This is a genomic window from Candidatus Thiothrix sulfatifontis, from assembly GCA_022828425.1.
In the GTDB taxonomy this organism is placed as follows: domain Bacteria; phylum Pseudomonadota; class Gammaproteobacteria; order Thiotrichales; family Thiotrichaceae; genus Thiothrix; species Thiothrix sulfatifontis.
This window is the reverse complement of the sequence record CP094685.1, coordinates 271,255-284,753: the sequence shown is the minus strand read 5'-3', so window position 1 is coordinate 284,753 and position 13,499 is coordinate 271,255. Positions and strand designations below refer to the sequence as shown.

Genomic DNA, 13,499 nt, shown 5'->3' with positions numbered 1-13,499 from the left:
GGGGTGGTCAGGAGAATATAGGCAAGCGATGATACCTAAGTTTCGTACCCGTGGGTAGGTGGCAAGCCCTTAGCCCGCCCGCTTTCACTGAATTTTGAGGTAAATAAATGCAGTATTCCGCCCACCAATTGGTGTTATTCCCCGTCGCGACGGCGGATGCGCCAGTCATGGCACCATTAGAGCCGTGCTTACAAACACTGGGATTGCTCGGTGAACCTCTGGAAGCAGGGCGTTTTGCGGTGGGTGAGGCGTTTTTGACGTTGGTGTGTTTTCTGGGGTGTTCGCCGGATATTGAAACAATGCCGCAGGCTGATAAGCCATTTTGCTACATCCAATTACCGTGCAGTGCAGCACTGGTGGATTTTCAATTGATTCGCAAACCGCCGGTGCAAGTGCGCGAGTGGGTGATTATTGGCAATATTCATGAGGCCGAGGCCGTCCCGGATGCTGCGGTGCTGAATGCACTGGAAGCAGTATCCGGGAGGCGCTGGAAATACGCTTACCGGCGTTAAGGCTTGTCGGCTTGCGCTGCGGCGGTTGGGGTGGCGCTATAGCTTTCAAAACTGCCATTGTCTTCAAGATTCGCAGCGGGGGCATTGGGCTGCAAGTCTGCGGCCAATTGCTTGGGTGTCGAGGTCATGAAGGTATTCATGTTGGCAATGTCTTTGTCGGTCAAAGTGCCCGCTGCTTGGCGCAGTTTCAGCGTGTTCAGCAAATACGTGTAACGCGTTTGTGAATAATCGCGACGTGCACTGAACACATTGCGCAATGACGTCAGCACGTCTACGGCTGTACGGGTGCCGACTTCAAAACCGGCTTGGGTCGCTTCAGCCGCTGTTTCTGCCGAAGCCAGGGCGCGTTGATTGGCTTTCACTTGACTGATGCTGGATTGCACGGTCAAAAATGCATTCCGGGCTTGTTGTTCGGTGGTGCGATTCTCGAATTCAAAACGCTGTTGCGCCTGACGAAAATCGTGTTGCGCTTCGCGGATTTTGGAATCGGTACTGCCACCTGTGTACAGCGGCATACTCACTTGCACACCCACACTGGCGCCGTAGTTTTGTGGGTCTATTTCAGCACTGCTTTGAGTATCGCTTCCCGTTTGCTTGGCAACCAAATCCACGACTGGTTTCTTGGCTGCGCGTTGAATATCAATCACTGTTTTTGCTGACTGAATCGCGAATTGGCTGGCAATTAGCCGTTTGTTGTTGGCTTTGGCAGTTTTTACCCATTGCTCAATATCGGTGGGAGCCGGTACGGTCAGTGGTAGATTAGCCGCTGGAGCATTCAACGTTTGGTAGAAACCGCCAGTGAGCACCCGCAATTGTTCGCGCCCTAAATCCAATTGATTAACCGCATTGATTTCTTGGGCAACCGCTAAATCGTAGCGTGATTCCGCTTCTTTGACATCGGTAATAGCGGAACGGCCTGCGTCGAAATACGCGCGGGTTTGTTCCAATTGGCGGCTGATGGCATCTTTTTCGGTGCGGGCGAATTCGAGATTGTCTTGCGCTAACAGGAAATTAAAGTAGGCTTCTGCGACGCGCAAAATCAAGCCTTCGCGTTCAGCTTCCAAACCGGCACTGGCTTGCGCAATCACCGAATCGGCTTGCTCCACTTGAGCGTTCAGGGCTTTGTTGTACAGTGACTTGCTCACGTTCAGGCTGTAGCTACTGCTGGTACTGCCGCCCACGTCATCCGAATCCAATAAAGAGGCATCGCGCGTGGTGCGCTGACGGCTTTGAGTCGCGGCAGCCGACACACCTACCTGCGGCTTGAGTGCAGCGAGTGCTTGCGGCTTGCGCTCCAAAATGGCCAGATAATCGCTTTCCAGCGCTTTGAATTGGGCGTCATACCCTTTGGCTTGTTGGTAAACCTGAAGCAGGTTCTCTGCTTGTGCCTGTTGCGTGACCAGCGTCAGGGAGGCTGCTATCAAGAATGCCAGTGTGTGTTGTTTCATAAAAAACGATTCCAAGTATGTAGTTAGCCACATGAGGTTTAAGCATGTTTTAATCAAACGCGAATTATAGCCTTAATCCGTGTTAGTAGAGTGACATATTGTGGTCAATCTCTTGCGCCCAACGGTCAATTCCGCCGCTTAGATTGATCACTTGAAAGCCATTACGTTCCAAATAATAGCACGCGTGGACGCTGCGGACACCGTGATGGCATACGACTAACCACTCATGCGTTTTATCCAGATGTACCATTTTATCCGCTAATTGCCCTAAGGGAATCAAGGTTGATGGCTCAAAGTGCGCAATATCGTATTCCCATGCTTCCCTAACATCCAATATATGCAGTTGGGAAGGTGTCTTCAAGTGCGCTGCCAGTTCGCTAGGTGTCCAGTGGCGCATGATTAAAAAATGAATGTTCGCTCAGCATCGCTATTCGCGCCTACCAAAGCTTTTAAGTGGGTTTCAAACAGATTGGTGCGGGTAAATTCATCGTCGGCTTCGCGGGTGATGAGCATCGCCTGCATCGCCGCCCCGTGCCCCACCACCACGAAGAGCCGCCCACCCGGTGCCAGTTGGGTTTCAAAGTGCGGTAAGTAATGATCAATAGAGCCTGTCACCGCAATCACATCGTATTGCCCAGTACCTGACACTTCACGCAAAGCATCAGCGGTGTGTAACGTATGGTTACGCAGTTTGAGGTTAAACAAACGTTCTTCCGCTTGTCGGGTAAACTCAGCATGAATATCCACACTGTCGACGTGTTTGCTAAGATGCGCAAGACAGGCGGTAACAAACCCGCTGCCTGTGCCAATTTCTAGGCAAGTGTCCGTGGGTGAAATTTTAAGTGCCTGCAACATACGCGCTTCGACGCGAGGGAACATCATGTGTTCGCCATGACCTAGGGGAATTTCCACATCCGCAAACGCCAGAGCTTGGTGAACTTTAGGCACAAATAATTCACGTTGAATGAAACCAAACGTGTCCAAAATGGTCTGATTCAGTACGTCCCACGGGCGTATTTGCTGTTCGATCATATTAAAGCGGGCGTGTTCCAGATTCATGCGGCAGGCTCCAGACAAAGAATGGGATAAGAGTACGGATTACCGTCGTGTGTCGCAAGTGGTTGCGTACTGCCCAAAACAATCTAAGGCGAGGTTTTTATGAAAAGTTTGGTAATGCTACTGTTAGCGGGCATATTGTTCGTGACAGCCTTATCGGGTTGTAGCCGTTCCAATGCTGCCGAGGGCGTGGTGAATACGGCGGCGTTGCAGCAATGCCGTGAGCCGCGCCCGGAAATTTGTTACGAAGTGTTTGCGCCAGTGTGCGCTCAGTTGCGCGACCCGCTGACCCGTTGTGTGAATGCGCCGTGTCCTTCGACGCTTCAGGCAACTTACGTCAATGATTGCAAGGCGTGTGCTGATCCGCAGGTGCAGGGGTTTGTGCCGGGGCAGTGTCAGTAAAACCCCTCACCCGCAAGGGGCGAGGGGCTAAAAATGGCGTTAGGCTAAGCCTTCGTTGCCGTCCACGTTTTTGAGTTTCGGCGTATTCAGTTCGATCTTGCCAATGGTCTTTTTGTCACGCAGGTAATCGGCGACCACTTCCCAAATCTGTTTGTTCTTAGGCACTTCTTCTTGCACGCTGGCCCAACCTGCCACGGGGTAGGTTTTCTTCGCATCCAACGGTTTGCCATCCAACACCATATCGGATACCCGTTCGCCCATTTTAGCGGTCGGGTCAAAGGTGAATTTCAAACCACCCACGCGTACCATGTCGCCGCCTTGCTGGTAGTAAGGGTCAGCATTGAAGAGGTTGTCAGCCACGTCTTCGAGGATGCTTTTAACGGTTTCGCCAGTCATTTCGTTGCGCGTGACCGTGCCGTAGGTGATCGCGGTTTGGTCGGCAACGTGTTCAAACGTGATCGGCTGACCCGGCAGTACGCTTGTGCCCCAACGGAAACCAGGTGAAAACGCCATCGGTGCATCCAAGCCTTCCATCAGCGCGTCGCAGATCAACTGGTCGAAAGTGCCGTTGAAATTGCCCCGGCGGTACAATACGTCGTCGCACACCGCGAGTTCTTCTGCCAATTCTTTCTTGTACGGTTCACGGATTTTGTCGATCAGGGTTTGCATGTCCTTGTTGGCTTCCAACAAGTTGGAGAACACTGGCAGCAATTTGTAACGGAAATCCGCGACTTTTCCGTCTTTCACGTCCAGATCGAGTACGCCGAGGAACTTGCCGTTGGAACCCGCATTCGTGACCAGCGTTTTACCGCCTGCATTTTCTACGACAACCGGCTGGAATACGCCATCGTGGGTATGACCGCCCATGATGGCGTCAATGCCGGTGACTTTGCTGGCCATTTTCAGGTCAACGTCCATGCCGTTGTGCGACAGCATAATGACGACTTTTGCGCCTTTGCTACGCGCATCGTCAACCGCTTGCTGCATGTCGTCGTCACGGATACCAAAGCTCCAGTCTGCGACCATGTGTTTGGGGTTGGCAACCGGCACATACGGGAATGCTTGACCAATAATCGCCACGGGTACGCCGTTGATTTCCTTGATGACAAACGGTTCAAATACGCGCTCATCAAAGTCGTTGCTGAAGACGTTTTGCGCGACGAAATCAATTTTGCCCGCGAAATCTTTCTCGACGATTTCTTTAACGCGATCCGCGCCGAAGGTCATTTCCCAGTGTGGCGTCATGACGTCTACGCCCAAGGCAAGCTGTGCATCCACCATGTCTTGCGCATTGGTTTTCAGGGCTGTCCACGAACCTTGCCAAGTATCACCGCCGTCCAGCAGCAATGAACCGGGGCGTTGCGCACGCACTTGGTCAACCAAGGTTTTCAGGTGGGCAAACCCGCCGACTTTGCCGTATTTTTTCGCGGCTTCAACGTAATCAATGTAGGTGAAAGCGTGCGCATCCATCGTACCGGCTCCGATGCCGTACTTTTTCAGGAAGTGTTCGCCGACCAAGTGCGGCACTGCGCCTTTCATGCTACCGATACCCAGATTTACGTCCGGCTCGCGGAAGTAAATCGGTAATAATTGCGCGTGGCAGTCGGTGTAATGCATCAAGGACACATTGCCAAAAGCAGGCAGTTCATACGGGTTACTGGGGGCTTTGACAGCGGTTTTGTCGCCTTCTTTGCTGGCATCTGCTGCAAAAGCGTTATTCAGGCTGAAACCGGCAACGCTGGCAGCAGCCAACATTTGCATAAATTCACGACGGGTTAAACTCACGTTTTCTCTCCTCAAACGGGCTGAAGTTATTCTAGCTACAGGGGTAGTGACGGGGTGCAGGTGAAAATATTCCATCTTTTTTGGAATATTTCGTCAATTTTCTGCATCATGTGCAATAGAACCGCTAAGAGAAACTTATAAACCGTATGTTTAGTCAGTATTTTCGTTTTAACCGTCTCGACCAGCAGTTGTCGGAACACCGCGCCAAGCTGCATCGCATGGCAGTGGCATGGTGTGGCGATAGCGCGTTAGCCGACGATCTGGTGCAAGACACCCTTGCAAAAGCCCTAGAAAAACAAGAACAACTGAAAGATGAAGCGCGTTTAGGCGCGTGGCTGTACAAAATCCTCCACAACTGCTGGATGGAGCATTTGCGTACCCAAAAGCCGACGCTGGACATCGACGACATGGAGCTAACCTGTACGGATTGCCCTGAAAAACACTTTGCCGATGATCAATTGGTCACGCAAGTGCGCACGGCGGTGGAATCGCTGCCCGTGAGCCAATGCCAAGTGATGACGCTGGTGGATTTGGAAGGGTGCAGCTACGAACAAGTTGCCGCGATCCTCGATATTCCGGTGGGGACGGTGATGAGCCGCCTCAGCCGCGCCCGCGAAACCATGAAAAAACGCCTGCAAGGTATCCGTCAAACTGACAACGTTCACTATTTACGGAGAGTGAAATGAATCCCGACCAGCTAACCATCCACGACCGCCTGCACGCCCTCGCAGACGGGCAATTGGATGCTGAACAAACCCGCCAAGTGTTGGCTCAGGTGGAAACGGATATTGGGCTGCAAAAAGAATTGTGTGAAATCCAGCGCATCAAACATCTGGTTAAATCGGCTTACCCCTTACCCGCTTTGACTCGTCAGCCGGTACGTCGCCCGCAGGTATGGCAACAAGCAGCGATGTACTTATTGGTGTTCGGCCTAGTCTTTCTCGCCGGTGCAGGCAGCAGTTACTACGTGCCGAAATGGTGGCAAGCCGAAGGTTTGACGCTGGAAAATGCAGCGGCACACGACGACCGTTTCATTGTGTTTCTTGATTCGCACGAGCCTGCCAAATTGGAAAAAGCCTTGGTGAAAGCTGAAAATTTAGCACAGCAAGTCGCGTCTAAAGACGGCAGTGTGTACGTTGTGACCAGTGCGGAAGGCATTGATTTATTACGCCTTGGCACAACTCAGCACGAAGGGCGTATTTTGCAGATGAGCGAGCAATACCCGCATTTGAAATTTGTGGCGTGCAGCAATACGCTATATTCCTTCAAACAACGTAACGAATTCGTCGAACTGGTCGATGACACCGAAGTTGCCCCATCCGCCGTGGAATTTGTGGTAAACCACATGCGCGATGGGTGGCGTTATATTGCGATTTAAATAGACTGCATTCCCAGCATTTTGGCGGCTAAGTTCAGGCGTTTGTCGAAACAAGCAAACAATAGCGGTAATGGCGTTTGTTGCTGCAAATGCCGTGCTGCTGCGAGATGCACGCTGTCATAGGCACGTAGGGAAAAAGCTTCCGCTAATTCTGCGGCACTTTGCAGTAAGCTCAGGTCAGTTTCGACCTGTAAATAATCGACCCAATCCTCCGCGAATGCCTGTTTCAATGCTTCAAAGGTGGGCGCGTCCACATCATTTTCACGGTGACGGCGTGCCAATGCCGCATGAAATTCAACAAACGCAATCTGGTGCGAGGCGATAACGTCCGCTTGCTGTTGAAGTTGATTAACCACATCAGAATAGGCTTCCTGCACATACAGCTTCACGAGGGCTGAAGTGTCCAGATAGAGCAGCATTAGCGCATTTCCAACACAGTATCGGCAAGGGATTTGCCGCGTAATGTGGGGCGTGGTCGATTCAGATTGGGTTTTTTACCCAGCCAATGCACATTGGGAATATTGCCCAGCAAGGTTTGAGAAGCAGGAGCCGCGACCGCGACGAGACGTGCCACCACTTGTTTGTGGGAAGTCAGCCATACGGTATGCCCCGCCTGTGCTTGCCGGATGTAATGGGAGGGGTTTACTTTTAGTTCACGGATAGAGATTTGCATGATGCACCTAATGAGACTACATTTTTCAGATAATTATAGTCTCAAGTAGGATTTTTACTAAAGCTTTTTATTGGTAGCCTCACCCCAATCCAGATTGTTGCAAGCTTCGCACTCTTCTTGCAATACGCCCATCCACACCAGCAAAGAATGCATTTTGCAGCCTGCACAAAACCCTATCACGGTTTCCATCCACATAAACCCGAAGCACACCCACACCATGACGAGTGGAATCCACGATGGCATGTAGTTATACGTTTCGGGCAATAATTCGCTGCCCGCCACTGCGTTGACCCAGCTCGCCAAAATTTCGGGGTTAAAGAAAATCAAACAGGTGACGATGAAGCTTGCCCCAATCGACCAAGCAAAACGTTTCGGCAACAACGGTTTCCATACCGGGCGCAGATTTTTAGCCAAAAAGCTGCTCAGCAAAATGGTGGGGGAAAGCCGCGACGTGCTGACAAACATCCCCGAAATCATTTCAAATAAGGCGTAAAGCAATACCAGCGTTTGCGTGCTGTAATCAAAGGTGCGCTTGACGGCTTCCACATTGTAAATAATGCGCCCGTCAAAATCGGTTTCGAGCGTGTCGGTAATCACCTCGCCGGTGATAACCCAATCCGAGCCGAAAATGGCGTCGAACAGCGTAAACGCCATGTAAATCGGAATCGCGAGCAATAGCCCCGCGCGAATGCGCACCGCAGTGTCGTTAATGTACGGGCTGACTTCGTTGCGGTCGCGAAACCACAAATCTTTGCAGCAAGTGATGATCCAATTCACCATCGGTGTTACCCCCTTCCTCGCGAACGTCAACGTGAAGCGGGAGCAAGCCCAGCCTCACGCCAGCGTTGTTATGTTTACGGTTTCAGTAATTGGTAGCCTTGTGCTTGCAAGCGGCCTGCTTCTGCCACGCCAGAGGGAATCACGTCTTCCGGTTTCGCGTCATACAAATCAGCAAACTTGATTTTGCGCCCGGTCAAGGTGTTGTAGCACACTTGGAATTTCACGCCTTGCTCCTTTAATTCCGCGATTTTGGCAGGCAATTTGGCATCGGCATTCATTTCCACTTGCTTAGCAGTCGTCAGCAAGCCTAAGCCGTCGCCATTCATCACAATGACGGCATCGGTTTTCTTGCCGGTTTGCTCCAAAGCTTTCATGTAATTGCTGACATTGCCCAGCATTCCGAGGTATTTTTTCTCGTCACCCTCCGTGGTGACATGAACAACCACTTTTTCGGCACCGGCATAGTAGTTGTCAGCGATTTTGGGGGCGAGAACACCGGGGTCGAACTTGGGTTCTTCGGCAAAGGCGGTGTGTGTTAGCAGACTGGCTGCGATGAACATGCTGAACAGGATCGGTTTTAGCATGGGGTTCTCCTCCTACGGTTGATAAAATCGTCTTAAATTAAATCTTATTTTTGTGGGGTCGGTGGCGGGGTAGAGCCACATCAGCAGAATGCGAGGTGTGGGGCTGGTCAGTGTTACGTAGAGACGCAAGATGTTGCGTCTCTACGTGGCGGCGAGTAACAGCGGTGTGCGTTACGCGACGTCGGCTTCGGCAGAGTCTTTCTCGCCTTTGTTGTCGGTCCAAGCGAGTTTCACTTTGTCGCCTGCCTTGCCTGCGTAGTTGAACGCAAGGTAAGGGTTTTTGGAAACTGAGCCGCCCCATTTGGCGGTCAGGATAGTCTTGTCACCTGCCGTGACGATGATGTCCTGAATGAAATGTGCCGGAACGAGTTCGCCGGTTTTCTTATCCTTGCGCTGTCCGGTTTCCATCGGGTGGGTCATCAGTGCTTTGACTTCGACAGTGCCGTCTTTCACCGCCGCTTTCAGTTTAATGCTAGACATAATCTGTTCTCCTTTAAATTAGCCGCCGCAGCCGCCGATGGTGACTTTAACTTCTTGCTTGGCGGTGTACGATTTGTCACCGGCTTTAGCAATCGCGACCACGTTAGCGGTTTTACCCATTTTGATACGGGTAGACGCTTCGGGTTGTGTGCCTTCGCCCATGATGAACGTTGCTGCCAATGGGGTAGGGTTGCCATCGACCAGAATGCTGATTTCAGTCGTGCCTGCTACGCCAGAAGTGACAGTCACCGGAACCACTGCACCGTTTTCAGCAATTTCAGGGGCTTTGATTTTAATGTCAGCGGAATCTTCCGGGGTCAATGCCATGGTTTTCAGGGCATCTTCCATGGTTTTAGCATCAAATGCGCCGCCTTCTGCCATAACCATGCGCGGTGTCAGCAAACCGGCACTAACCGCAAGGCCAGCGGCACTGGCGGCTAAGGTGCTTTGCAAAAATGTTCTGCGTTTCATAATTCCTCTCTCCAGAGATGTGTTGTGAGTATGAGCATTCACAGGTAATGATGCGTACAGTGCTAAAAATATTCCGTCTTTTTTAAGCAAATCGCACAAAAAACCCGGCGAGAGGCCGGGTTCAAGTCGATTGTCAGATCGAACGTAAGGCGTGCTTACTTACGTGAGCCGGGGCCGTTCCATTCTTGACCATTAGACATGTAAGTCAGGAAGTATTCCAAGGCTTTGTAGCTGTCAGCTTGAGCTTTGTCATTGTTTGCCCGCACCATGGTGTTGCAACCCATGAAGCGATTGTGCAACGTGGTGATTTCGCCATCCGCTGAACGGTAGGTCGGCCAATGGGTGACATGACCCAGTGCAGGGCTAATCATGTCTGCTCGGATCATTTTACCGGCATTGTTATTGTGGCAGTCTGCACAAGACATATTTAACTGACCACGCTTGGCGTAGTAGTAGTTTTTGCCTTTTTCATACCAATCCACAGCCTTGCCTTCTGGGGTAGCAACATTGATTTTACTGCCACGGTTTTCCATTGCCACGTAAGCCATCAATTGTGCGATTTTGCCTTTATTCAGCAACGGTTTGCCTTCTTTGTCGACGAAACCTTCGCCATCACCGTCGGTTTTGCAGGCGTTCAATGCGCCTTCAGCCGTGACAATGGTGTCTTTTTCCGCATCGTAATAAGGGTATTTGGTACGGATGGATTTAATATCACCCATGCAATCCGCATACGTCTTACCATTTTTGAACGGGGTTTCCCAGATGGTTTTGCCCGCGTCAATATCCGGCTCGTAAGGCGGGAATGAGGATTCCATTTCCTCCCATTGCGCTTTCAAGTCAGCATCCAACGCGTAAGCACCGTTTTTGAAGTCATCAACGGGTACATCTTTGAATGCTTTCTTAAAATAATCTTGGAATGCAGTCAAATCTTCGGCAGGGCCTGCTTGTACCGGGCTAAATGCCGCGACCGACAAAGACAGGGCAACCGCTAATGCAGTCAATAGTTTTTTCATGAAAACCTCCAATTAAGCAACGTCGGCTTCGGCAGAGTCTTTCTCGCCTTTGTTGTCAGTCCAAGCGAGTTTCACTTTGTCGCCTGCCTTGCCTGCGTAGTTGAACGCGAGGTAAGGATTTTTGGAAACAGAGCCACCCCAGTTGGCAGTCAGGATAGTTTTGTCACCGGCAGTGACAACGATTTCCTTAATGAAATGCGCGGGCACCAGTTCGCCGGTTTTTTTGTCTTTACGCTGCCCGGTTTCCATCGGGTGGGTCATCAGTGCTTTGACTTCGACAGTGCCGTCTTTCACCGCCGCTTTCAGTTTAATGCTAGACATAATCTGTTCTCCTTTAAATTAGCCGCCGCAGCCGCCGATGGTGACTTTAACTTCTTGCTTGGCGGTGTACGATTTGTCACCGGCTTTAGCAATCGCGACCACGTTAGCGGTTTTACCCATTTTGATACGGGTAGACGCTTCGGGTTGTGTGCCTTCGCCCATGATGAACGTTGCTGCCAATGGGGTAGGGTTGCCATCGACCAGAATGCTGATTTCAGTCGTGCCTGCTACGCCAGAAGTGACAGTCACCGGAACCACTGCACCGTTTTCAGCAATTTCAGGGGCTTTGATTTTAATGTCAGCGGAATCTTCCGGGGTCAATGCCATGGTTTTCAGGGCATCTTCCATGGTTTTAGCATCAAATGCGCCGCCTTCTGCCATAACCATGCGCGGTGTCAGCAAACCGGCACTAACCGCAAGACCGGCGGCACTGGCGGCTAAGGTGCCTTGCAAAAATGTTCTACGTTTCATAGGTTCCTCTCTCCAAAATCCGATCAATCCAGGTATTACAGCCCTGAGATGTATTCAACAACTTTATCCAGTTGCTCGTCGCTCAGCACCCCCATCGGGCCAAACGGGATCATAATGGTGTCGGGGTTTGCGACCCGCGCATCATAGATTTGAGCTTTGAGTTTTGCTTTGTCTGGGTAACGCGCTGCCATGCCAATCAACGGCGGCCCAATATTGCCTGCTAATTCACCGCCCGGAATCATATGGCAAGCCAAGCAGTTGCCTAATGCACGGTCAAACGCAATCTCTTCGCCGGTCATTTCTTTTTTGACTTCAGCCGGTTTTGCGTCTGCTTTGGCGGCATCGGCTTGTTTAGCCTCTGCTGCATAAGCAGACGGTAAGCCTGCGGTCAATGCCAGCACGGAAACCGTTACTGACAATGCCAATGTGCGAAAAAGTTTCCGCATAACTATCTCCTTTCTAAACGACTTATTTCGATGAAACGTGTTTCTCTGCACTTGCGAGATTGTTGATATAACACACCTCTCCAAATATTGAGAAATATCAACATTCGGAGTGGGAGCTTAACTGATTGTAGGGAAACACGCAAAAAAACTTTAATAAAACCAGTGGCTTAAATAAGAATATAATTATATGCTTATTTTCGGGTATTCAGAATTTATCCAGTTGCTTTTCTTTGGTTTCCATTTGCTTGATTTCGCGCGCCATGGCTTGGAAACGAGCGGTGGTGTGTGCGGGGTTGCCGGGCAGTCGGGCGGCTTGTTCGAGGATGGCACTGGCGTGTTTGTATTCACCCATGCGGATGCTGCGTTCAGCAGCGGAACGGTAAGCTTCAGCCGCTTGTCCGGCTTGTTCGGCAACCCGTTGGCGAATTTCGAGGAATTCTAGGCTGGTTTGTTCGGTGAGTTGGGTGCGGCTCAGCAGTTGCCAAGCTTGCGCGGCTTTTTGGTTCGCAAGCAAGGCTTCTGCCAATAGACTAAGGATGTCTTCCTGACCGGGATAGGCGTTAGCGAGGGGAGTAAGCAAGGCTTCGGTATCGGCATGGCGGCGGGTGGCATTCAAGGCTGCGGCGATGGCGAGCGCCACCGGCAGTTGCGTTGCTTGCGTGCCGAGGGTTTGCAGCGTGGCAGTGGGGTTGCCGCGCTGCAATTGGCTAAGGGCTTGCGCGTATTGCGTGAGTTGGGCGTTGCTATCGGTGATCGCGGGTGAATTCGGCGCCGTGAGCACGCGAAGTTTTTCGCGGGCATAAGCGTAAGCGCTGTCTTCCTGCACGCTGCCTTTGCCCATTTGGTTGGCTTGAGCGCGGGTATCACTCAGGCGGTCGATACTCAGCGGGTGGGTGCGCAAATATTGGGTAATATCGCCGTGCAAGTCGGAGGTGCGCCGATCCAGCTTTTCCATGAACAAGGGCATGGCTTGTGGGTTAAACGCTGCGTCCGCCAGAATACGCAAGCCGGTGCGATCCGCTTCGGTTTCCATTTGACGGCTGAAGCTCAGTTGGTTGTGCAATTGCGTGGCAATCGTGCCACTGATAATGGCTTGCGCCGCTTCTGGGCTTTTGCTGGCAACGGCAGCGCCTGCTAACACGCCCAAGCCGGTCATCAGCGGATTGTCTTTGCGTTCCGCTAACATGCGGGCGATATGGCGTTGGGAAACGTGCGCGATTTCATGCGCTATCACTGACGCCAATTCACTTTCCGACCGCGTATTCAAGATCAGGCCGGAATAAATAACGATAACCCCGCCGGGCATGGCGTAAGCGTTGATTGCTGGATTTTTAACAATCAAGAAATAGTAATTGCTGCCGCCGGGCGCATGGCTGGCTAAGCGGTTGCCCAGCGCCCGTAGCCAGCCACTGAGTTCGGGGTCTTCCACCACTGGCTCATTGCCGCGCAATTCGCGAATGAGCTTGATGGCGAGTAAGGATTCTTGGGTGCTACTGAGCGCGTTATTGGCGGGATTCCCCAAGTCGGGAATATTGATGCGAGGAACATCCAAATCCAGCCCAGCATGGCTGGCCGCTGTGGGGGTCAAGCTAATGGCAATCAAGCTGGCGTGTATCAGGTATTTCATCATCGGATTGGCTTGTGTGTTGGGAAGCTTAACTATAATCGGAATGCAAGCG

19 protein-coding genes are annotated in these 13,499 nt (G+C 51.5%); 4 read left to right on the top strand and 15 right to left on the bottom strand.

What is annotated here, in order from left to right:
* Nucleotides 1–107 precede the first annotated feature (107 nt).
* Nucleotides 108–512, top strand: a complete 405-nt coding sequence (locus L3K52_01495) for a hypothetical protein (GenBank protein ID UOG92423.1) — start codon at nucleotides 108–110, stop codon at nucleotides 510–512.
* Here the strand turns inward: L3K52_01495 and L3K52_01490 are convergent.
* The 3 genes from L3K52_01490 to L3K52_01480 all read right to left on the bottom strand — a co-directional run bounded on the left by L3K52_01490 (nucleotide 509) and on the right by L3K52_01480 (nucleotide 3,019).
* Nucleotides 509–1,960, bottom strand: a complete 1,452-nt coding sequence (locus L3K52_01490; GenBank protein ID UOG92422.1) for a TolC family outer membrane protein — start codon at nucleotides 1,958–1,960, stop codon at nucleotides 509–511. The genes L3K52_01495 and L3K52_01490 overlap by 4 nt on opposite strands.
* Nucleotides 1,961–2,042: 82 nt before the next feature.
* Nucleotides 2,043–2,357: a sulfurtransferase gene (locus tag L3K52_01485; GenBank protein UOG92421.1), complete on the bottom strand. Its 315-nt coding sequence runs from the start codon at nucleotides 2,355–2,357 to the stop codon at nucleotides 2,043–2,045.
* Nucleotides 2,358–2,359: 2 nt separating this feature from the next.
* Nucleotides 2,360–3,019 carry a protein-L-isoaspartate O-methyltransferase gene (locus L3K52_01480; GenBank protein ID UOG92420.1) on the bottom strand — a complete coding sequence of 220 codons (660 nt, stop codon included), beginning with the start codon at nucleotides 3,017–3,019 and terminating at the stop codon, nucleotides 2,360–2,362.
* Between the two features lie 99 nt (nucleotides 3,020–3,118).
* Here L3K52_01480 and L3K52_01475 point away from each other — a divergent pair, with 99 nt between their 5' ends.
* Nucleotides 3,119–3,418 (top strand): hypothetical protein, encoded by a 300-nt coding sequence (locus L3K52_01475; GenBank protein ID UOG92419.1) that lies wholly within the window; start codon nucleotides 3,119–3,121, stop codon nucleotides 3,416–3,418.
* Nucleotides 3,419–3,457: 39 nt separating this feature from the next.
* On the opposite strand, the gene soxB is transcribed toward L3K52_01475, so the two are convergent.
* The gene (gene soxB / locus L3K52_01470; protein UOG92418.1) at nucleotides 3,458–5,203 is read right to left on the bottom strand and encodes a thiosulfohydrolase SoxB; all 1,746 of its coding nucleotides are present in this window, start codon (nucleotides 5,201–5,203) and stop codon (nucleotides 3,458–3,460) included.
* Between the two features lie 146 nt (nucleotides 5,204–5,349).
* On the opposite strand from soxB, the gene L3K52_01465 reads away from it, so the two are divergent.
* Nucleotides 5,350–5,889 (top strand): RNA polymerase sigma factor, encoded by a 540-nt coding sequence (locus L3K52_01465; protein UOG92417.1) that lies wholly within the window; start codon nucleotides 5,350–5,352, stop codon nucleotides 5,887–5,889.
* Nucleotides 5,886–6,581 carry a hypothetical protein gene (locus L3K52_01460; GenBank protein UOG92416.1) on the top strand — a complete coding sequence of 232 codons (696 nt, stop codon included), beginning with the start codon at nucleotides 5,886–5,888 and terminating at the stop codon, nucleotides 6,579–6,581. The genes L3K52_01465 and L3K52_01460 overlap by 4 nt, the downstream gene beginning before the upstream one ends.
* Here L3K52_01460 and L3K52_01455 read toward each other — a convergent pair.
* The 11 genes from L3K52_01455 to L3K52_01405 all read right to left on the bottom strand — a co-directional run bounded on the left by L3K52_01455 (nucleotide 6,578) and on the right by L3K52_01405 (nucleotide 13,450).
* The gene (locus L3K52_01455; GenBank protein ID UOG92415.1) at nucleotides 6,578–7,000 is read right to left on the bottom strand and encodes a type II toxin-antitoxin system VapC family toxin; all 423 of its coding nucleotides are present in this window, start codon (nucleotides 6,998–7,000) and stop codon (nucleotides 6,578–6,580) included. The genes L3K52_01460 and L3K52_01455 overlap by 4 nt on opposite strands.
* Nucleotides 7,000–7,254, bottom strand: a complete 255-nt coding sequence (locus tag L3K52_01450; GenBank protein ID UOG92414.1) for a hypothetical protein — start codon at nucleotides 7,252–7,254, stop codon at nucleotides 7,000–7,002. Before L3K52_01450 ends, L3K52_01455 begins: the two co-directional genes overlap by 1 nt.
* A 57-nt stretch (nucleotides 7,255–7,311) precedes the next feature.
* Nucleotides 7,312–8,034, bottom strand: a complete 723-nt coding sequence (locus L3K52_01445) for a DUF4395 domain-containing protein (GenBank protein UOG92413.1) — start codon at nucleotides 8,032–8,034, stop codon at nucleotides 7,312–7,314.
* 74 nt (nucleotides 8,035–8,108) lie between these two features.
* Entirely contained in the window at nucleotides 8,109–8,618 is a 510-nt protein-coding gene (locus tag L3K52_01440; protein UOG92412.1) for a DsrE family protein, read from the bottom strand.
* Nucleotides 8,619–8,789: 171 nt separating this feature from the next.
* Entirely contained in the window at nucleotides 8,790–9,098 is a 309-nt protein-coding gene (gene soxZ, locus L3K52_01435) for a thiosulfate oxidation carrier complex protein SoxZ (GenBank protein UOG92411.1), read from the bottom strand.
* Between the two features lie 18 nt (nucleotides 9,099–9,116).
* Nucleotides 9,117–9,569, bottom strand: coding sequence for a thiosulfate oxidation carrier protein SoxY (soxY, locus tag L3K52_01430; GenBank protein UOG92410.1), 453 nt, complete (start codon nucleotides 9,567–9,569; stop codon nucleotides 9,117–9,119).
* A gap of 155 nt (nucleotides 9,570–9,724) precedes the next feature.
* Nucleotides 9,725–10,582 carry a sulfur oxidation c-type cytochrome SoxA gene (gene soxA / locus L3K52_01425; GenBank protein UOG92409.1) on the bottom strand — a complete coding sequence of 286 codons (858 nt, stop codon included), beginning with the start codon at nucleotides 10,580–10,582 and terminating at the stop codon, nucleotides 9,725–9,727.
* Nucleotides 10,583–10,594: 12 nt separating this feature from the next.
* Complete coding sequence (gene soxZ / locus L3K52_01420) at nucleotides 10,595–10,903, bottom strand: thiosulfate oxidation carrier complex protein SoxZ (protein UOG92408.1); 309 nt, start codon at nucleotides 10,901–10,903, stop codon at nucleotides 10,595–10,597.
* 18 nt (nucleotides 10,904–10,921) lie between these two features.
* Nucleotides 10,922–11,374 (bottom strand): thiosulfate oxidation carrier protein SoxY, encoded by a 453-nt coding sequence (soxY, locus tag L3K52_01415; GenBank protein ID UOG92407.1) that lies wholly within the window; start codon nucleotides 11,372–11,374, stop codon nucleotides 10,922–10,924.
* A gap of 35 nt (nucleotides 11,375–11,409) precedes the next feature.
* The gene (gene soxX, locus L3K52_01410; protein ID UOG92406.1) at nucleotides 11,410–11,820 is read right to left on the bottom strand and encodes a sulfur oxidation c-type cytochrome SoxX; all 411 of its coding nucleotides are present in this window, start codon (nucleotides 11,818–11,820) and stop codon (nucleotides 11,410–11,412) included.
* Nucleotides 11,821–12,025: 205 nt separating this feature from the next.
* Nucleotides 12,026–13,450, bottom strand: a complete 1,425-nt coding sequence (locus L3K52_01405; GenBank protein UOG92405.1) for a M48 family metalloprotease — start codon at nucleotides 13,448–13,450, stop codon at nucleotides 12,026–12,028.
* Nucleotides 13,451–13,499 lie beyond the last annotated feature (49 nt).